Genomic DNA, 19,585 nt, shown 5'->3' with positions numbered 1-19,585 from the left:
ACCGTCACGGGTGCATGCGGCCCAACCCCTCGATGGCCTGAGCGGGTCACACGACGGCGAACAACTCCAGCTGGATATTGTCCGGATCGCGGAAAACCACTGTCGCGAAGGGAAATGGCGTCTCGCCGGTCCTGATGCCGGAATGCTCGACACCGAGCTCGTCGAGCCACGCCGTCCATGCCTCGAGCTGCTCGCGGCCCGCGACATTCAAGCCGATGTGGTCCAGCCCGGTCTTGGCCTCGTCGAACGGCGCGCCGTCGTTGCCGGTGTTCGTGTGAAGCCCGATCACCAGGCCGGAGCGCGGCTCGAGGAGCAGTACGCCATAACCGGTGTCCTCTCGTTCGTAGTGTGGAAATTGCATCGGGATGTGTTCTGCCCAGAACACCCGCTGATACCAGGCCAAGCTGGCTTCGATGTCGCGGACGGTTACGGAGAAATGGTGGATCCCGGTAATTGCTGGAGCGTTGCCGTCGGTCACGTGCAAGATGGTGCCATGGGCAATGACTCAGCCGCTGCAATCCGGCAAGAGCGCCGCGACTGGATGGCCAAGCACCGCGAGCTCTATCTGCAATCCGGTGGTACGCGGGGCCATGTCATGGACATCTCGGAGATCGGTGGCCACCCCTTCACCACGCACTGCCTGATCAAGGTGCGGGGTCGCAAATCCGGTAAGACGCGCATCGTCCCACTGATCTACGGTGACATCGGCGGTGAGATCGTCATCGTCGGGTCCAAGGGCGGAGCCGACCAGCACCCCGACTGGTACTTCAATCTGCGCGCCGACGACCATGTCGATGTCCAGATCGCGACGCAGGCCTTCCGCGCAACCTGGCGCGAGCCCGAAGACGAAGAGCGACATCGGATCTGGGACTTCATGGTGTCCGTGTATCCGCCGTATCTCAGCTATCAGAGGTCAACGACCCGTCACATCCCGGTGATCATGCTCGAGCCCGTGGAAACCATTGACGTGTTCACCGAAGCAGACCATCAGTCCCCCTAGACGGGGCGGGATCCCGAGATCAGGAAACCCGTGTAGGTGGCGAGGAAGCGCCTTTACTGAGCCGGTGGACCGGAACTATTTCGGGTAGAAATCTTGCGGCCACGACCGCTGCAATGACGACGAGCGCCATGATGGTCAGGGCGACCGCACCCCAGCCGTATCCGTCGTAGGCAACCCCGCCGAACCAGCCGAAGACACTCGAACCGCCGTAGTAGAAGAGGTTGTAGAGCGAGGACGCCTGCGCCTTACCGGCCGGGGCCGACCGGCCGGTCCACCCGGACGCGATGGAGTGGGCGCCGAAGAAGCCCGCCGTGGCGATCAACAGGCCCACCAGGACGACGAAGAGGTTGTCGCTCATCGTGATTGCGACTCCCGCGGCCATGATCGCGGCGGAGACCAGAAGCACCCGCTTGCGCCCTAACCGCGTCACCTCCGCACCGGCACGTGCCGATGCCCACGTCCCGGCGAGATAGGCCACGAACACCAGGCTGACGATGAACGGCGACAGGTGGAACGGCGCCGCGGTCAGCCGGAAGCCGAGGAAGTTGTACAGCGCCACGAAGCCGCCCATGAGCAGAAAGCCCTGCGAGAAGAGGGCGAGCTGTCGCGGTGAGCGAAGATTGGCGGCCAGCCGATGGAGAAGCGTGCCTTCTGGATTGGTCCCTGGCTCCTTCGACGGAAGGAAACCACGAGGTTGGGGGGCGAGCTTGACAAAGCCGAATGCGGCGACACAACACACCGCCGCGACGGTGCAGACGCCGATGCGCCAGCCGGCGATCTCCGCAACGGGACTGGACACGATCCGGCCCAGCAGACCGCCGATGGTGGTGCCCGCGACGAACGTGCCCGCGGCCCGTGCCGCGTGGGTGGGATCGATCTCCTCGGTGAGGTAGGCGATGGCGATCGCGGGCACGCCGCCGATCAGCAGTCCCTCGAGGAATCGCCCGGCGAGCAGAAGTTCGTAGGTGGGCGCGAACGGGACGAGCAGACCGACCACCGCCGCGACGGTGACCGACATCGTTATCGCTCGCACACGGCCGATGCGATCGGCGATGGTGGACCACGGGATCACCCCGAGGGCCAGGCCGATGGTGGAGGCCGAAATCGTCAACGCCGCGGTGGCGGCGCCGACGTGCAGGTCCGCGGCGATCAGCGGCAGCACGGCCTGCGGCGAGTAGAGCTGAGCGAAGGTCGCGACCCCCGCGCAGAAGAGCGCGGCGAGAAGGCGCCGGTATTCGGCAGAGCCGCGGCTGTGTCCTGCCCACATCCGGGCGGAGGTCTGCTGGATGGTCATGAACAAAGACGCTAAAAGAGCTGCATTGATGTGTCCAATGCATAGTTTTGTCGCTAACTATGCATCCAGCGCATCATTGCTGAGGAAGGCCGCAAACCGTCTCGCGGGCGGCGACAAATCGCGCGCCGTGCCCCAGGCCAGGCCGACCTCGCGCTTGGCCCCCGCGTTCGAGATGGGAACGTGAACGGTCTTGGCCTTGCCGCCATCGCGGGGAACGGGAATGACGGCAACGCCGAACCCCGCGGCAACGAGTCCTTCCACCGTGGGGATCTCTGTTGCCTCGAAGACGATGTCGGGTTTGACGTTGTCCTCTGCCAGCAGTTGGTCGGTGAGCTGTCGCAGGCCGGCTTGTTCCGCGAGTGCGATGAAGGGTTCCCCCGCCACGGCAGACAGCCGCACCCGCGTCCGCGCTGCCAGCCGGTGCCCGTGCGGGACGGCCAGGCACAACTCGTCGACATACAATCGCCGCCAACCGAAGTCGGACCCTTCGGGACGAGGCGCGGTGACCGCGATGTCCACCTGACCGTCAAGTACCCGCTGCGTGATCTCGTGCGCAGACCCCTGCACGAGGTCGAATCCGATAGCCGGGGCGGACTGGCGAAACCGCCGCAGTTGTTCTGGCACATACCAACTCGCGAGAGAATGCAGGAAAGCGAGCCGGACACGGCCGGTGTCCGGGTCGCGCAGTGCGGCGATGCGTTCGCGCGCCGACCGCATCTCGGCGATGCTGCGCTGGGCGTGCTCCAGCATGATCTGGCCGTATGCGTTCAACCGGAGCCTTCGATTGACCCTGTCGAACAGCGGCGCGCCCGCCTCGCGCTCGAACCTGGCAAGGGCTCGGGACAGCGTCGGCTGGCTCACCGACAACTGCGCGGCGGCGTCGGTGACGTGTTCGGTCTCTGCGAGTACCACGAACCAGCGCAGTTCCTCGAGGTTCACCTCTCGACCATAACCATCGACCGTGGCGTCGAGGCCGTGTTGCAGTCGGGCAAGATCGTCGAGATGGCCGACCTGCCGGATCTGAAGCACACCATCGAGCGCGCGTTCGACAGCCTGCTGACATCGTTGCGACCGGAGCCGATGGGCGACGACCGTTTTCGCGTGCACAGCGAGGCCAACCGCTTCGGGCGGGTCTTCGGTGGCCAGATGATCGCCCAGGCGATGCAGGCCGCCGCCACCACCGTCGATGACAAACCGCCGCATTCCCTGCACGCGTACTTTGTGCAGTCCGGCAACCCCGATCATCCGCTCGACGTCGCGGTCGACCGGGTGCGCGACGGCCGGTCGATGGCCACGCGTCGCGTCGCCGTCGAACAGGGCGGGAACACATTGCTGATCGCCATGGTGTCGTTCCACGACAACCCGACGGAACCGGAGTTCGCGGAGCGCGCACCCCAGGGGGTCGATCCCGACGAACTGCCGCGCCTGCAGGACTGGGTGGAAAGCGCGCCGGAAGGCCTGATCGAGCGGGCTCGAACCTGGATCAGCCGACCGCCGCCGCTGGACATGCGCATCGCCGAGCCGACATGTTTCTTCGGCGGGCCCCGTGCCACCGGCCCGCGATCGCATTGGATGCGATTGCCACGCACCGTCGGCGACGACCCCGTCCTACACAGCGTCCTGCTCGCCTACGCCACCGACTACCTGCTGCTCGACATCGCGCTGCGCGGGCACCCCGAACCGGTCAGCGTCGAGTCGTCGACCGCGTTCAGCCTCGACCACTCGATATGGCTGCACCGGCCGGTGCAGTTCGACCGGTGGCACAGCCACACCGCGGAACTGTTGGCGGTTGCGGGACACCGCGGCCTGGTTCGCGGCGCCGTCCACGACATCGACGGTCACCTGGTGGCCAGCACCACCCAGGAGGTGCTCATCCGTGCCAATCGCTGATCCCCTGCACCACAGGATGTTCCAGCAGCCGTGGCCCGAGGGCGAGTACCGGATGTTCCAACTCGGCTTCGTGGTCGACGACCTGTTACCGGCCGCCCGCCGCTGGGTCGACGTCCTAGGCGTCGGCCCGTTCCACATCCTGCCGCGGGTCTCCAGCGCGTGCCGCTACCGAGGCGCGGCGGCGTCGGTGGACATACACGTCGGTGTCGCGCAAGCCGGGCCGGTCCAAATCGAGCTGATCGCCGACTTCACCGACGGGCCGAGTGTGTTCCGCGATCTGCACGCCAACGCCAAGTCCGGTCTCCACCAGATTTGCACCCTGACAGATGATTACGACGGGAAGAAGGCTCACTACGAAGCGCTCGGGTACGAGCTCGCATGCGAGTTCACATCGCCGGGTCAGCGAGTCGCGTTCTTCGACACCGTCGACGATTTCGGGTTCTTCACCGAGGTCGCCGAAGAGAAGTCGAGCTTTCAGGCCAACCTGTCGAGGATCTCGCAGACATGCGCGCAGTGGGACGGCACCGACCCGATCCGCATCCTCACCCGAGACGGCTACCGCACGCCTTAGCGGGCCATGTGCAGTGCCGCGAGGTGGCTGAACAACATCGACGCGCCGATCGGATTGCCGCCACCCGGATACGTCGTGCCCGACACCGCGGCCATCGTGTTGCCCGCCGCGTAGAGTCCGAAAATCGAATCCCCGTCGGCGTCCAGCACCCGCGCGTCGACGTCGGTGCGCAGCCCGCCCTTGGTGCCGAGGTCCGATATGCCGAACGCCGCCGCCCGGTAGGGCGGGGTGTCGATCGGCACCAGCGGTGATGCACCGCCGGTGAACGCACGGTCGAACGACTCCCTGCCGCGGCCGAAGTCCGCGTCATCGTCGCGCGCTGCGAACTCGTTGAAGCGGTGCACCGTGGCCTCGAGATTGGTTGCCGGAACGCCGATCTGGCCGGCGAGGCCCGCCACGGTATCGGCCTCTCGCCACAATCCCGCGGACACGTACTCGCTCGTGGGCGACAGCGACACGTTGGTCGCCATCACCGGCGGCGCCTCGCCTGCCCGGCTGTCATAGATCATCCAGTACCGCGGGCCGACGGTGCCCTCGCGCATCGCCCGAATGATCTCGCGGCCCGACCTGTCGTAGGCGGCGGACTCGTTGACGAACCGGCGACCGGCGCGGTCGACGAAGATGCCGCCGGTGAAACACAGCGCGAACGCAGCCCTGCCGTCGGGGTGAACCAGTCCCGGTGACCACCACGCCTGGTCCATCAGGTCCGTGCTCGCGCCGACGAGCATCGCGGCGCGATGGGCGTGCCCCACGTTGCCGGGCGCGCCCATCGTGTCCAATGCGGCTCCGGGAACGCCGAATTCGGATCGCATCGCATCGTTTTGTTCGAACCCGCCCGCGGCGAGCAGTACTCCACGCCGGGTCCGGATCACCCTCCGCACCCCGGCGGTCTCCACGCCGGCGCCGACGACGCGGCCGTCGTGGACGATCAGCTCGACGAGGCTGGTGTTCAGATGCGCGGTGACGGCGGGATTGTCGGCCATCGCAGACAGGAAGCGGCCGATGACCGCGCGACCGCCGGTGAGCAGGTCGGGCTTCGGTGCGCCGAGGCGTTCGTGGTCCAGCGGTCCTCGGACCAGTCCACGGAATCGGCCGAGCCGGTCGTCGGGCACCGCCCGCGACACGATGTGGCGCATCCCGTCGGTGCGGGCGCCCGACACCGAGCTGTAATAGTCCGGCCACGGCAGCACCTTGAACGCGAAGTGATCGTCGCGCTCCAGGTATTCGATCAGCGCAGCACCGCCCCGCACGTACGTCTCCTGAAGTTCGGCGGGCGTGCGGTCACCGACGACGCCGCGGTAGTAACGCAACGCGTCTTCGATGGTGTCGTCGCTGCCGGCACGAGCGAGAACCGGATTGCACGGGTACCACATCCCGCCGCCGCCGGAATAGGCGAACGTGCCGCCGAATCGGTCGGTCGCCTCAACCAGCGCGACCGAAAGCCCCTCCCGCGCAGCGGTGTAGGCACCGGCGATTCCACCGCCGGACCCTGCGACGAGGACGTCGACGGTTTCCTCGGGCACGGTCACAGGTTCCTCGACCTGTTGACGAAGCGGCCCTCGCGCGGTGAGAACAGCCAGCCGCCACCGGCTTTCGTGCCGCCGTCGACGGGAATGTTGTGCCCGGTGACGAACGCGGACTGGTCGGAGGCCAGGAACAGCGCCACCCGCGCCTGGTCCTCCGGCCAGCCCACCCGTCCGACCGGCGCCCATGACGCCCATAGTTCGCCGACATCCTGATAGCCGGTCAGGTAGTCGACCTGCGGCGTCTGGGCCAAGTCGGTGCCGATGCCGTTGACGCGGATACCGTGCCGTCCGAGGTCGACGGCCAGACAGGTGGTGAAGTGCGCGGCGGCCGCTTTCATCGCGCCGTACACCGGGTCCTTCGGGTATCCGCGCATCCCCTCGACCGAGTGCACGGTGACGACGCTGCCGCGTCCCGCCTCCATCATCGACGGCACGAACGCCCTGGTCACCGCAAAGACGTGGCGCAGGTTGACGTCGTACATCTGCTGCCACGAGTCGGGAGTCGACTCGGCGAAGGGCACCAGCGGGCGGTAGTCGCCGACGTTGTTCACCAGCACGTCGACCCGGCCGTGCTCGGTCAGCACGGCGTCGGCCATCCGGGCGACGTCACCGTCGTCGGTCACATCGACGACGTGGCTTCGGATACGTCCGCCCGCGCCGCTGACCTCGTCGCGGATCGCATCACCGAGTTCGCGATCGATCTCGGCGACCTCGACGAGCGCTCCGTGCTGGGCGAACAGGCGCGCGATCCCTGCGCCGATGCCCGCGCCTCCCCCGGTGACCACCGCGACCCGCCCGTCGAGAAGCCTGTTCCAGTCATCGATGGGCGGGACGCCGTCACCGGTCATTCGCCGGACCATACGCGGCGTGCGGAAGAATCGTCTCCAAGATGATCGACGACGACGACGAGGCGCCCGCCGTTTCCCGACGCGGACACATCATTCGGCTGGCCGTGTTCGCGGCGTTTCTGCTCGGCCTGTTCTACCTCGTTGCCGTTACCCGTGTGGTCGACGTCGAGGATGTCCGGCGCACGGTCACCGCAACGGGCCCGCTCGCGCCACTGACGTATGTCGTGGTGTCGGCGCTGCTCGGGGCGATCTTCGTGCCGGGCCCGATCCTCGCCGCGGGCAGCGGCCTGCTTTTCGGTCCAGTGCTCGGGCTGTTCGTCACTCTCGGCGCGACGGTCGGTACGGCGGTCATCGCCGGTCTGATCGGGCGGCGGGTAGGCAGGACGAGCGCGCGCACACTCCTCGGCACCGAGCGCTCCGACCGCCTGGACGGCCTGATCGAACGGCGTGGGCTGTGGGCAGTCGTCGGCCAGAAGTTCATCCCGGGCGTCTCCGATGCGCTCGCGTCGTACGCGTTCGGTGCCTTCGGAATGCCGCTGTGGCAGATCGCCGCCGGTGCGTTCATCGGTTCGGTACCGCGGGCGTTCGTCTACACCGCGTTGGGCGCATCGATCGGCGATCTGTCGTCACCGCTGGCGTATGTCGCCATCGCGATCTGGTGCATTACCGCCGTCATCGGCGCGTTGGCGACCCACCATGGCTACCGCCATTGGCGTGGGCGTCGTCATACGACGACCGACGGACCAGGTACTGTCCGTCAAACAAAGGGTGGGCTAACACCCGAGAGCGAAGGGCAGTAGCAATGGACGGTCGACCGATGTACGCCGCCGGACTTCGCCTCCTCGTGGTGGGCGCTTCGTCGGGCATCGGCCACGCGGTCGCGGAGAGCGCCGCGGCGGCCGGCGCCAAGGTGGCTGTTGCGGCGCGACGGATGGATCTGCTGACCAAGCTGGCAGATGCCGTCGGCGGCACCGCTTTGGAACTCGACGTCGAAGACGCGGGCGCGATCAACCGGGTCGTGGCCGAGGCGGCCGAAACACTCGGCGGACTCGACGCCGTCGTGTTCACCAGCACCGTCGTGCCGTTCGCGAACATCGAGGACACCGATGTCACGACATGGGTGCATGCGTTTTCCGTCAATGCCGTCGGCGCCAACAACGTGCTGCGCGCCGCGCTTCCCCACCTCTCGGAGGACGGTGTCGTGCTGATCGCGTCGAGCCACGACGTCGGCCGTCCTCGTGCCGGCGTCTCGGCCTACAGTGCGAGCAAGGCCGCCCTCGACGAGATTCTGCACTCGTGGCGCAGCGAACATCCTGAGCTTTCGCTCGTGCGCGTCGGCATCGGCCCGACCGCCGACACCGAGATCCTGCGCGGCGCGGATCGCGATCTGCTGTCGCTGCTCTTCCGATCATGGGTTGAGCACGGCCAGCTTCCGGCGCAGATGTCGACACTCAACGACGTCGCCAACACGCTGGTGTCCCTCGTCATCACCGCACACCAGAACCCGAGCGTCGTGCCCGAGATCGTGCAGCTGTCGCCGCGCATCCGAAATGCCACCTGAGAATCTGACGGCCTAAGCGGCAGGTTCGACCGAGGCAACGTCGGTGAGCCCGCTGATCTGCAACACCGGCATCAGAACAGGATTGGCGATCAAGCGTATTCGGCCCGCATTGGCGAACAACACGTTGATCGCGCCGCTGTCCAGATACAGCACGTCACTGAGGTCGACGATGAGAGACGCGCCGTCGGTCCCTGCCGCCGAGAGGGCCCCGGAGAACGCATCGATGTTGCTCAGGTCGATCTCACCCGTCGCTGTCAGCACAAGGGTGCCGTCACCGCGGTCCTGGGTTTCGATGTTCAGCGCCGTGGCCATCACGCGATCCTTGTGTGCATGTGAACGGTGGTGCCGCTGGCACGCGGCGAGATGGTGACGTCCTGCATCAGAGCACGCATCAGCGCGATGCCGCGGCCCCGATGCGCAGCCGCCACGGGCGGCTTCCACGAACCCGCGTCGACGACCGTGACGTGCACCCGATCGGCGAGCGCGATCGCTCGCAGGCTGATCGCTCCCCCGGTGATCACCCGGTGCCCGTGTTCGATCGAGTTGGCGAGCGCCTCACCGGTGGCGATGAGCACCTTGAGCGTCTGATCCTCGTCCATCCCCACGCGGGACAGCCAGCCCTTAAGCGCCGCGCGGGTCGGGGCGAGATTGCTTGCCTCAGCGGGGAACTCGAGTTCGAGCGGGGCGGGCTGGCGGTACAGCAGAAGCGCGACGTCGTCCTGATAGCCATCGCCGGGCGCCAGCCGTGACATCACCTGCATGGCGAGGTCGTCGAGCGCGCTGGAGCGGTTCTTCGCAACGAGTTCGACGGCGCGGGCGATGCCGGTGTCCAGCGGTTCGCGGCGGCGCTCGACCAGTCCGTCGGTATAGAGCAGCAGGGTTGCGCGCGGAGGCAGGGTCTCCCGGCGCTCGGGCCGCGATCGATCGAGAGACAGCCCTAGCGGCGTGGCGCGCGCACCGTCGAGCAATCGGGTCGTGCCGTCGGCCAACACCATGATCGGGGGTGGATGACCCGCGCTGGAGTACACCAGCTCACCGGTGTCGGGGCTGAGCACCGCGCAGAAGGCGGTGGTACATCGCGCGCCGGAGAGCCGGGCGGCGAACCGATCCATCGCCAACAGCGCGGCGCTGGGGCTTCGTTCCTCGAGAAGCAACGCGCGACAGGCGCTCCGGAGCTGGCCCATCACCGTCGCCGCGGGCAGCCCGTGCCCGACGCAGTCGCCGACGATCAGCGCGATACGGCCGTCGTCGAGATCGACGACGTCGTACCAGTCGCCACCGATTTGCAGCGGGCGGGCGGCGGGCTGGTAGCGCACCGCGAATCCCTTCGGCAGGTTGGACGGACCCAGGATCGCGTTCTGCAGCGCCAGCGCCGTCTCCCGCTGCTGGTCGAGCTGATGCACCCGCTGCAGACCCTGGCCGAGCCTGCCTGCCAGCACCGTGAGCAACATGTCGTCCTCGTCGGTGAACGGCCGCCGCTCGGCGAGTTCGATGTGCAGCACAAGGATCCCGCGGGGGTGTTGCAGTGCGATGCCCGCCATCCCGGGCTGCGACGTGTCGGGCGTGAGCAGATCGCCCTCTCCGAGCGCCCTGATCATCTGCTGCGTGCGCGGCGGCAGATGCGACCACTGCGCAGGCTCACCTACAGACATGAACTGCGGCGCGTCGGTTTCCGCGCTATCGGGCGACACAGTTACGACGCATACGCGATGCGCCCGCCACAGCCGCCGCAGTTCCTCTGCGGCTGCGCGCATCGCGTCGTCGAGTGTGTCCGCTTGAGCGAGTTGCTGATTGAGAGAGGCAAGCGCGCTTTCGCGCTGGACGGTGTAGTGCTCGGCGGTGACGTCACGGAATGTGCCGACCATGACTCGCCGTCCGGTGTCCGGATCCTCGGCGTGATTGAAGTTCACCGTCACCCACAAGCGGTGCCCTTCGCGGTGGTTGATCGGGATCGTAAAGCTGCCGTGCTCCTCTTCCAGCATCTCCGCGAACGCGGCGTCGATCTGCCTGCGCGCCTCAGGGTCGCTCTCGGCCGACGGCCACCAGGCGAACGGCGGTTGATAGGGCAACCCCTCGGTGCCGTAACCCGTGATCTCGGCGAACGCGGCATTGATCTCGATGACAGCGCCGACCTCGTCGCACACGAAGAACCCCTCCTGCAGAGAGTCGACAAGTGCGGTGCGCCAACGGGCGTGGTGGTTGCGCAGTCGCGCCAACTCGATGATTCCCCGCACCCGGGCAAGCAGTTCAGCGGCCGCGAAGGGCTTGACGAGGTAGTCGTCTGCGCCGGCTTGCAACCCTTCGATCGACGCCTCCTGCCCGGCGCGCGCCGACAGCAGCAGAACCGGTACCGCAGCAGTCCGTGGATCTGAGCGCAACGTGGCGACAAGCGCCAGCCCGTCCAGCCTCGGCATCATCACGTCGCTGACGACCAGATCGGGAACGTCGGCACGGATGGCCTCCAAGGCTTCCTGGCCGTCGCTGACCGCGTCGACGCGGTGACCGGCGCCTCTCAACAGTCGCCCGAGGTATTCCCGCATATCGGCGTTGTCGTCGGCGATCAGCACATGTGTCGTCGATGCGGCTCCAGGCGCATGAGCCACGGTGGCGTCGGAAAGGAGATCAACGACGCCTTCGGTACTTGCGTCGGAAACATCACCTGGCATCCATCGAAGTGCTTCTTGGACAAACGGTTCGGCGAGACCCGACGCCGCCCGCGTCTGTCGCGTCGAGACGACGGCGTCTACGGGCAGATGTGCGAACCCGAACGGCAACCGGACGGTGAACGACGTTCCGCTGCCTTCGGTGCTCTCGGCCGAGATGGTGCCGCCGTGCAGGTTCACCAACTCCTGCACCAACGCCAACCCGATTCCACTGCCCTCATTCGAGCGCGCATGAGCGGACTCGATGCGGTGGAATCGCTCGAAGAGTCGCGGCATCTCGTCCTGCGCCACGCCGATACCCGTGTCGACGACGGTGACGACCGCCTCCTCACCCTGCCTGCGCACCATGACCCCGACGGAACCGTCGAAGGTGAACTTCAGCGCATTCGAAAGCAGGTTGAGCACCACCTTCTCCCACATATCGCGGTCGACGTAGACGGGTTCGTCGAGCGGAGGGCAGTCGACGACGAACTCGAGTCCGGCGCGGTCGACCGCGGACCGGAAGACGCTGGCCAATTCGGCGGTGACGGCCGCGAGATCCACCGGTTCGTAGCGGGCCTGCTCTTTTCCCGCCTCGATACGGGAGAAATCCAGCAGCGTGTTGACGAGTTTGGTGAGCCGTAGGCCATTGCGCCACACGACATCCAGGTCTTGCCGTACGTCATCGGCAAGCCCGCCGGACCGGCCGCGCAGCTCGGCGATGGGATCGAGTATCAACGTCAGCGGGGTACGGAACTCGTGGCTGATGTTGGAGAAGAACGTGGTCTTCGCCCTGTCCAGCTCCGCGAGCTCTTCGGCTCGTCGCTGTTGAGCCCGGAAGCTTCTCGCACTGCCGATCCCCGCGGCGATGTAGGCCGCCACCAATGCGACGAAGCCGGTATTGCGCTCGTTGATCGGCCGGTAGCGGTTCAGCCCGGCCACCAGGAAGCCGCTGGGCGCCCCACCCTGAACTGTCAGCGGAACCACGTAAGCCTTGACCGGCGGCTCGGGCCAGTCACCGGTCGGCAGATCGGCGAACGGTGCGCCGACAAGGTCGACCAGCATCGACTCGCCGCGCGACACCTGCTGCACCGGCCAGACCGCCGCCCCGTCTGCCGGCAGCACCGCTGGCGCGGCGGGATGCCCGGCGGCGATTCCACTCGCTCCCGCCAGGCGGGCGTCCCCACCGTCGTCGAAGAGATAGGTTGCCGTGAACGGAAGGTCGCGTTGGTTCTGCTCGAGTTGCCGATGGGCGAACGTCACGCTCTCCTGTTCGGAGCGGATCACGCTCGGATCCGACCCGAGGTCTCGCAGCGTGGCCATTCGGCGCTCGCCGATCACCTGCAGGGTGTCCTCGCTTACGACGCACAACATACCGACGACGCGGCCGTCGTCGTCTCGCAGTGGGCTGTAGGAGAACGTGTGGTAGGTCTCCTCGGGGTAGCCGGACCGCTCGAGAAAAAGCAGAAGTCCGACATCCCAGGTGGCCTGCTCCGTGGAGAGCACCCGGTCGATGCGCGGGCCGATGTCGTCCCAGATCTCCGACCACACCTCGCTGGCTGGCCTACCCAACGCCCAGGGATACTTCCGGCCCAGCGTGTCGCGCCGATAGGCGGCATTGCAGAAGAAGGTCAGATCCGGCCCCCACGCCATCCACATCGGGAAGCGGGATGACAGGAGGATGGAAACGGCGGTCTGCAAGCTTTGCGGCCAGCCTGACGGAGAACCCAGCGGCGTCGCCGACCAATCCACTTGCGCCAGGTCTCGGCCCACATCAAGGTCAGCGCCGAAGACCGCGGTCGGAAAACCGCGCTCTGCGTCGCCGGTCATTGCGTTCCGTCAGTGCCGTCGAGCGCGTCCATCACGGTTGGGTAAGGCTTGAGCAGTCTGTCGAGCTTGGTGACCTCGATCGGCATGATCACTTCGGCGTTGCTGGCGACGACACGTACCGACACGTCGTCGGCCAGACCCTTCTTGTAACAACCGAGGACGGCGTTGAGGCCCGCGCTCCCGAAGTAGGTCACGTCACCCAACTCGAGGATAAGGATTCGGGTGGGATGGCCGGAAGCCTCCTCGAGCGCGGCGTCGAGGTGGGAGACCAAGGTGTCGACCGTGCCGGAGTCGATTTCGCCGTCCGCGAACACGATGACCCCCGCTTCGCGAACATCCTTCTTCACTTCCAGGAGCGCCACGCGCCCGTTCACCTCCGCTCATCCGGCCAGCACAGCCCCCGTTGCCACCCCAGATTTCACATTAAGCCTTATGACCAAGATCGTTGTGGCCGAAACCTGCAGGTTTGTGACGCTTCGGTGGACAACAACACCGTCGCTAACGTTCGCGGGGTTTGCCGACGCGGTCGTGCACGGTCAGCAGCAGATGATCGAATTCCCGCCGCAGGCTGTCAGGCTGGTACCGCAGAGTGTCGAGTTCGGCGACGACCTGACTGGCCAGCGCCCGCAGTTTGGTGTTGGTCTGCTGCGAGCGCCACAGCAGGATCTCGAAGGCGGCGTCGGCGCTTATGCGATAGACGAGCATCAGGGCACCCTTCGCTTGTTCGATGGCCGCACGCGCCTCGAACAGTTCTGGCAGCGAGTCGTCGAGGACCTGCCGACGAGCCTGATGGAACGTGTCCGTGAGGTCGATGAAATAACCCTCGCTGCCCACCACCGCGCCGTTGCTGTCCAGCATCCGATCGGCCAGCACAATCACGGTGTGTTGACCGCCCGCGGTGTCGATGAAGCGGTGGCGGCTGGAGAACGACCCGCCGAAATGCAGAAGGTGATCCAGGAGGTCCTGCACGTGCTGACGGTCGTCGGGGTGTTTATGCGAGAGCAGCAGCTCGGTGGTGGGCACGACGGAGCCGGGCTCATAGCCATGCATCCGGGCCACCTCGTCGGACCACTCCCACCGTTGTCCGACGAACCAGAAACGGAAACTGCCGACGTTCAGGTGCGGAGCCGCGGAAGGCGATAGCTCGGCCTCCCCGCGGCGGGCCGGATTCGGCTTCGTCATGAGGCGATTCTTACATCAGTTCGGTTGCTGCGAGCGCCCTTTGATCCGGTGGATCACCCCCATGATCGCGACGACGACGGCGCCGACGACCAAGCCGATCACCGCTGACGCGGCGGTGTTGATCAGCCACGCCAGCACCCCGCCGACGCCACCGATGTGATGAACGGCTTCCTCCCAGTGGTGCACGACGCCGTAGGGCGCATGCCAGCCGAGCTCGTCAGCTCCCACCAACAGGATGTGGCCGCCCACCCAGAGCATCGCCACGGTGCCGATCGTCGACAGTGCCGCGAGCAGCTTCGGCATGCCGGCAACCAGGCCGCGACCGACGCGTTGCGCGAACGCCGACGAACGCTGGGTCAGGCTCAACCCCACGTCGTCCATCTTGACGATGCCGGCCACGACGCCGTAGACGACGGCGGTGATCACGAGGGCGACGATGACAAGGATGATGAGTCTGGGCAGGAATGGCTGGTCCGCGACTTCATTGAGGGCGATCACCATGATCTCGGCGGACAGGATGAAGTCCGTCCTGATGGCGCCGGTGACCATGAGCTTCTCGGCGTCCTCGCCCCGCACCGCCACCGGTCCGGCGTGCGCGTCGTGTCCGCTGATACGACCCCACACCTTCTCGGCGCCCTCGTAGCAAAGGTAGGTCGCGCCCAGCATGAGGATCGGGGTCAGCAGCCACGGCACGAACTGACTGAGCAGCAGCGCCGCGGGCAAGATGAACAGCAACTTGTTGCGCAGCGATCCGATGGCGATCCGCTTGATGATCGGCAGCTCGCGTGCTGCGGCGATGCCGTGCACGTACTGAGGGGTGACCGCGGTGTCATCGATCACAACCCCCGCGGCCTTCGCCGTCGCCCGCCCGGCGGCGGCTCCGATGTCATCTACCGAGGCTGCGGCCAGCCGGGCAATCGCGGCGACATCGTCAAGGAGGCCGAACAGTCCGGCGCTCATCGCATTTCCCTCATCGAATTGGAGGTTACCGGCTCCGCGGTCACCGCAGCTGATCGGCGAAGAACTGGCCGCTCGCCTGCGACGTGCCCCCGAACCACTCGTGTCCGCCGCCCTCGACGCTGACGAACACGACCTGGGTGCCGCCGGCGCATCCTGCGGCCATCGAACGCCGCACTCCGGCGCTCGGAGAATCCTCGACGGGCGCACCCGGGCAGTTGTCCAGAGCGCGCCACCGACCGGCCAGCGCCGCCGGTGCGACGATGTCGCTGGCTCCGCCGCGGCCCACCATGGTGCCGCCCGCGTACGGCACGACAGGATCCGCGACGCCGTTGGTCGCGAAGACGGACACCGGCTCCGACGGATTGCAGGGGTAGGCGGAACCGAGCGATCCGGCCACCGGGGCGATGGCCGACACGAGGTCGGCACGCTGGCAGGCCAGCCGCCCTGCCATGAACGCCCCGGCTGACATCCCGGTCGCGAACACATGGCCGGGCTCGATGTTGTAATCCGCGGTCAGCCGATCGGCCAGCGCCGCGAGAAAGCCGACATCGTCGACGCCCTGACGGTCGGGTGTCGATGCGCCGCGACCGTCCGCCCAGCTCAGGTCGATCCCGTCCGGGTAAACCACCGCGAATCCGTGCTGGTCGGCGACGGCGTTGTAGTTCGACAGCGCGGCCTGTTCCCCTGCGGTCATCCCCGCTCCGTGCATGTTGATGACCAGACCCGTTGGGCGTTCGACGCCCGGAGGAACGTGCAGCACATAGGTACGGTTCAGGCCCCCGTACGGCAGTGCACCTGTGGTGTCGACACCGCTCGCCGAGGCCCTGGCGCCGCCGTAGAACCCGAAGCACGCAAGCACAGCGATCACCGCAACCACCGAAGTCCAGTGTGAAAGCTCACACCGCAACGCAGCCGACCGGCGCATAAGACTCCCCCCACTCGGGAATGAACGACTCAACATTTTCCCCCTCTCCTATGTACCCCGAGGTGAAACGAATGTCGAAGTACCTGTACGCCATCGGCGGCTTTTGCTTTCGTCGTCGCCGGTTGGTGCTCGGCGCATGGCTTGCCGTGCTCGTCGGCGTCGCCCTCGCCGGCGTCGGCCTGCGAGGTGAGCCCAGCGACGACTTCACGATTCCGGGCACCGAATCGCAACGGGCCGTCGAGCAGCTTCAGCAGAAGTTGCCCGCTTTCAGCGGCGCGCAGACGCAGGTCACCTTCGCCGCCGGGCCCGGGGCCCGGCTGAGCGATCCCATGCTGGCCGCCGGCATCGACGAATCGATCGCAAACCTGCGCTCGATTCCCCAGATCGCGGTCGCGGCGGGGCCCACGCAGACTCGGCTGGTATCACCGGATGGCCAGGTCGCGCTGGGAACGGTGCAATGGAAGGCCCAGCCGGGTGAAGTCGATGACGGCCCGCTCGCAGCGGTGCAGGCCGCCATGCGACCCGCACAGCTGGCCGGGGTGCAGGTCGAGTATTCCGGCAGCGTGTTTCCCGGCTACAAGGTCAGCGTTCCCGAGCTGCCCGAGATCATCGGCATCGTCGTCGCGTTCCTGATCCTGCTGCTCACATTCGGCGCCGTCGTCGCCGCCGGGCTGCCCATCATCACGGCGTGCATCGGTGTCGGCATCGGCGCGCTCGGCATTTTCGCCGTCGCCGCCCTCGTCGATATGCCGACCGCCGCGCTGTCTCTTGCGCTGATGCTGGGGCTGTCGTGCGGCGTCGATTACGCGCTGTTCATCCTGAACCGCTACCGCAACAATCTGCTCCTGCTGAGACCAAAGGAGGAGTCTGCCGCGCTGGCGGTCGGCACTGCCGGCGGGGCGGTGGTATTCGCCGCGTTGACGGTGATCATCGCGCTGTGCGGATTGTCGATCGTCGGCATTCCCTTCCTCACCTATATGGGCGTCGCGGCCGCCGTGTCGGTCCTCATCGCCTTGCTCATCGCGGTGACGCTTCTGCCGGCGCTGCTCGGTTTCGCGGGAGATCGCGTCGCGAAGTTCATCCCGACGCCGTTCGACCGCGCGAAGGAAACGGCTCAGGTGGCGGCGTTCACCCCGCACCGCACCCTCGGCGCCCAATGGGGACGCTTCGTCGTGGCCACGCGCAAGCGGCTGCTGATCGCTGGAACCGCCGCACTCGTCGTGCTCGGCCTGCCCGCCTTCGGAATGCATCTCGGATTGCCCAGCGGCGCCTCGCAACCGGAGTCGAACACCTCGCGCAAGGCCTACGATCTGACCTCGGAGCACATGGGCGCGGGCTTCAACGGTCCTCTTCTCGTGGTGGCCGACGTCACAAGGGCCGACGATCCCAATGCGGTCGCGGCCATCGCATCGCGTCTCCGCCAGGAACCCGGAGTGGTCACCGCCGCACCCGCGGCCAGCCAGAACGGCGCCGCCATCATCCAGGTCATCCCGACGACGGGACCGAATGACACCGCGACCGCCGATCTGGTCAACCGAATCCGGGACGACCGGGCCACCATCGAGGGCGACACCGGCGCGACGATTCTCGTGGGCGGCACCACCGCGTCCAACATCGACACCTCGGACAAGCTCGCCGCTGCGCTGCCGATCTTCCTCGTGGTGGTCGTCGGGCTCGCGTTCATCCTGCTGACCGTTGCCTTCCGGGCTGCGCTCGTGCCCGTCACCTCGATCGTCGGCTTCCTCCTCTCGGTGTTCGCGGCATTGGGCGTTCAGGTCGCGATCTTCCAATGGGGCTGGGGCGCTGATCTTCTCGGTGTCACGCCCGGCGAAACGATCAGCTTTCTTCCGATCATCGTGCTGGCGATCATCTTCGGCCTGTCCAGCGACTATCAGGTGTTCGTGGTCTCCCGGATGAAGGAAGAGCTGACCAAGACCGACGATGCGTTGGAAGCGGTGCGCAACGGCGTCGGCCTCTCCGCACGTGTCGTCACCGCCGCGGCCCTGATCATGTTCGGCGTCTTCGTCGCCTTCCTCGCCGGAGGCGATCCCATCATCAAATCGGTTGGGCTGACGTTGGCCGTCGGCGTCTTCTTGGACGCGTTCGTCGTCCGGCTCACCTTGATTCCGGCGATCATGAGCATTCTGGGCAACAGGATGTGGGCGCACTCGAAGTGGTTCGACACCTACGTCCCCGACGTCGACATCGAGGGAACGAAGCTGGAAGCGCGCGAAAGCCCCGGTCAGCTGGCGGCTTCGAGGTAGCCGGCGATGTCCCGCGCGATGCCGGAGGCTTGCAGCCGAAAAGACCGCAGGGGGCCGATCAACGGCTCCTCGTAGCCCGCGAACCACAAACCCGCTGCCGCAGAGGGCACTCCGTTGCTCACCGGACGCCCCTTGCCATCGAGTACCCCGAGATGGCCGACCAAAGGCTCAAGGCCTCGCCGGTATCCGGTAGCCGCGATGACGACGTCCGGCTCGATCGTTGTTTCATCGGCCAACACAACGCAGGTGCGGTCGAACGACTGCACGGCGGCCACCACCTCGATGCGGCCGTGCACAACGTTTCGCGCCAGTTCGTCGCCCAACGTCGGGATCTGGCCGTCCTCAAGAAGGGCCGTATAGATGCCCTTCTCCGGCACGGGCAGCCCCGCCTTCCGCACTTCGCCGAACCACAGCCGCTGCATCACTCGGGCGGCGTTGTCGAGGATCGGTGCGGGCAACCGGCTGAACCCCGGCGAGAACGCATCGACGGGCACGCCGGCCGCTGAGCGGGGCACCAGTTGCGGCGGCCTGCGGACAGCCATCCGGACCCGCCGCGCCTCTGCGTCTGCCAACTGCAGGGCGATGTCGGTCGCGGAATTGCCCGATCCGACCACCAGCACGTCGCGGTCGATGAACGGCCGCGCGTTCCGGTAGTGCGCCGAGTGAAGGAGTGCGCCGCTGAAATCCTCTGTGCCCGGCCACGGCGGCACTATCGGGGTGTGGAAGTTGCCGGTCGCAACGAGCACCGCCTCGGCGGTCAGCACGTCACTTTCGGTATCGATACGCCAGCCGTCATCGATTCGGCTGAGCCGGCTGACCTCAACCTTCTGCGCCAGGCGCAAACCTTGGCGTCGCACGTAGTCGTCGAAGTAGTCCACGATGTCGTCACGCTTCGGCCAGCGACCGTAGCGGCGCGGGATGCGCTGTCCCGGAAGGTGGGACCAGAAGCCGCAGGTGTCCAGGCGGAAGCCGTCATAGCGACTGCGCCACGCGGCGGCGGGGGCGTCGGCGCGGTCGGCGACGAGCGCATCGATGCCTGCTCGTATTTGAGCTGACGGGCGATGCCCAGACCGCACGGCCCTGCGCCGACGA

The 19,585-nt window shown here is 66.8% G+C and carries 18 protein-coding genes; 6 read left to right on the top strand and 12 right to left on the bottom strand.

What is annotated here, in order from left to right:
• Positions 1-46: 46 nt before the first annotated feature.
• Complete coding sequence (locus C6A82_RS08345; RefSeq protein WP_105345811.1) at positions 47-478, bottom strand: VOC family protein; 432 nt, start codon at positions 476-478, stop codon at positions 47-49.
• A gap of 15 nt (positions 479-493) precedes the next feature.
• Between C6A82_RS08345 and C6A82_RS08340 the strand changes: the two genes are divergently transcribed.
• Positions 494-1,000, top strand: coding sequence for a nitroreductase/quinone reductase family protein (locus C6A82_RS08340; RefSeq protein WP_105345809.1), 507 nt, complete (start codon positions 494-496; stop codon positions 998-1,000).
• 19 nt (positions 1,001-1,019) lie between these two features.
• On the opposite strand, the gene C6A82_RS08335 is transcribed toward C6A82_RS08340, so the two are convergent.
• Complete coding sequence (locus C6A82_RS08335; RefSeq protein ID WP_105345808.1) at positions 1,020-2,294, bottom strand: MFS transporter; 1,275 nt, start codon at positions 2,292-2,294, stop codon at positions 1,020-1,022.
• A 57-nt stretch (positions 2,295-2,351) separates the two neighbouring features.
• Positions 2,352-3,233 carry a LysR family transcriptional regulator gene (locus C6A82_RS08330; protein WP_105345806.1) on the bottom strand — a complete coding sequence of 294 codons (882 nt, stop codon included), beginning with the start codon at positions 3,231-3,233 and terminating at the stop codon, positions 2,352-2,354.
• A 36-nt stretch (positions 3,234-3,269) separates the two neighbouring features.
• Between C6A82_RS08330 and C6A82_RS08325 the strand changes: the two genes are divergently transcribed.
• Together C6A82_RS08325 and C6A82_RS08320 are read left to right on the top strand one after the other, a co-directional pair.
• Complete coding sequence (locus C6A82_RS08325; protein WP_233216963.1) at positions 3,270-4,184, top strand: acyl-CoA thioesterase II; 915 nt, start codon at positions 3,270-3,272, stop codon at positions 4,182-4,184.
• A complete protein-coding gene (locus C6A82_RS08320; RefSeq protein ID WP_233216962.1) occupies positions 4,171-4,755 on the top strand; it encodes a VOC family protein in 585 nt (194 codons plus the stop codon). The genes C6A82_RS08325 and C6A82_RS08320 overlap by 14 nt, the downstream gene beginning before the upstream one ends.
• On the opposite strand, the gene C6A82_RS08315 is transcribed toward C6A82_RS08320, so the two are convergent.
• The gene (locus tag C6A82_RS08315; RefSeq protein ID WP_105345803.1) at positions 4,752-6,284 is read right to left on the bottom strand and encodes an FAD-binding protein; all 1,533 of its coding nucleotides are present in this window, start codon (positions 6,282-6,284) and stop codon (positions 4,752-4,754) included. The two genes, C6A82_RS08320 and C6A82_RS08315, sit on opposite strands and share 4 nt — an antisense overlap.
• The gene (locus C6A82_RS08310; protein ID WP_105345819.1) at positions 6,281-7,129 is read right to left on the bottom strand and encodes an SDR family NAD(P)-dependent oxidoreductase; all 849 of its coding nucleotides are present in this window, start codon (positions 7,127-7,129) and stop codon (positions 6,281-6,283) included. The genes C6A82_RS08315 and C6A82_RS08310 overlap by 4 nt, the downstream gene beginning before the upstream one ends.
• A gap of 41 nt (positions 7,130-7,170) precedes the next feature.
• Between C6A82_RS08310 and C6A82_RS08305 the strand changes: the two genes are divergently transcribed.
• Together C6A82_RS08305 and C6A82_RS08300 are read left to right on the top strand one after the other, a co-directional pair.
• Complete coding sequence (locus C6A82_RS08305; protein ID WP_105345801.1) at positions 7,171-7,929, top strand: TVP38/TMEM64 family protein; 759 nt, start codon at positions 7,171-7,173, stop codon at positions 7,927-7,929.
• 2 nt (positions 7,930-7,931) lie between these two features.
• On the top strand, positions 7,932-8,690 hold the full coding sequence (locus C6A82_RS08300; protein WP_105345799.1) for an SDR family oxidoreductase: 759 nt from the start codon (positions 7,932-7,934) through the stop codon (positions 8,688-8,690).
• Positions 8,691-8,702: 12 nt separating this feature from the next.
• Here the strand turns inward: C6A82_RS08300 and C6A82_RS08295 are convergent, their stop codons facing one another.
• From C6A82_RS08295 to C6A82_RS08270, 6 genes are all read right to left on the bottom strand, one after another.
• Positions 8,703-9,002 carry an STAS domain-containing protein gene (locus tag C6A82_RS08295; RefSeq protein ID WP_105345797.1) on the bottom strand — a complete coding sequence of 100 codons (300 nt, stop codon included), beginning with the start codon at positions 9,000-9,002 and terminating at the stop codon, positions 8,703-8,705.
• Positions 9,002-13,162, bottom strand: coding sequence for a SpoIIE family protein phosphatase (locus C6A82_RS08290; protein WP_105345795.1), 4,161 nt, complete (start codon positions 13,160-13,162; stop codon positions 9,002-9,004). The genes C6A82_RS08295 and C6A82_RS08290 overlap by 1 nt, the downstream gene beginning before the upstream one ends.
• A complete protein-coding gene (locus C6A82_RS08285) occupies positions 13,159-13,524 on the bottom strand; it encodes an STAS domain-containing protein (protein WP_105345818.1) in 366 nt (121 codons plus the stop codon). The genes C6A82_RS08290 and C6A82_RS08285 overlap by 4 nt, the downstream gene beginning before the upstream one ends.
• Before the next feature lie 136 nt (positions 13,525-13,660).
• Entirely contained in the window at positions 13,661-14,344 is a 684-nt protein-coding gene (locus tag C6A82_RS08280) for a PAS and ANTAR domain-containing protein (RefSeq protein ID WP_105345793.1), read from the bottom strand.
• A 15-nt stretch (positions 14,345-14,359) separates the two neighbouring features.
• Positions 14,360-15,304 (bottom strand): DUF808 domain-containing protein, encoded by a 945-nt coding sequence (locus tag C6A82_RS08275; RefSeq protein ID WP_105345791.1) that lies wholly within the window; start codon positions 15,302-15,304, stop codon positions 14,360-14,362.
• 40 nt (positions 15,305-15,344) lie between these two features.
• Positions 15,345-16,181: a PHB depolymerase family esterase gene (locus tag C6A82_RS08270; protein WP_233216961.1), complete on the bottom strand. Its 837-nt coding sequence runs from the start codon at positions 16,179-16,181 to the stop codon at positions 15,345-15,347.
• Positions 16,182-16,300: 119 nt separating this feature from the next.
• On the opposite strand from C6A82_RS08270, the gene C6A82_RS08265 reads away from it, so the two are divergent.
• A complete protein-coding gene (locus C6A82_RS08265) occupies positions 16,301-18,493 on the top strand; it encodes an MMPL family transporter (RefSeq protein ID WP_311101740.1) in 2,193 nt (730 codons plus the stop codon).
• Here the strand turns inward: C6A82_RS08265 and C6A82_RS08260 are convergent.
• Positions 18,472-19,569 (bottom strand): NAD(P)/FAD-dependent oxidoreductase, encoded by a 1,098-nt coding sequence (locus tag C6A82_RS08260; protein ID WP_233216824.1) that lies wholly within the window; start codon positions 19,567-19,569, stop codon positions 18,472-18,474. The genes C6A82_RS08265 and C6A82_RS08260 overlap by 22 nt on opposite strands.
• Positions 19,570-19,585 lie beyond the last annotated feature (16 nt).

The organism is Mycobacterium sp. ITM-2016-00318, from assembly GCF_002968285.2.
Classification (GTDB): domain Bacteria; phylum Actinomycetota; class Actinomycetes; order Mycobacteriales; family Mycobacteriaceae; genus Mycobacterium.
The sequence above is the reverse complement of the archived record's forward strand: the minus strand, read 5'-3'. Positions and strand labels throughout refer to the sequence as shown.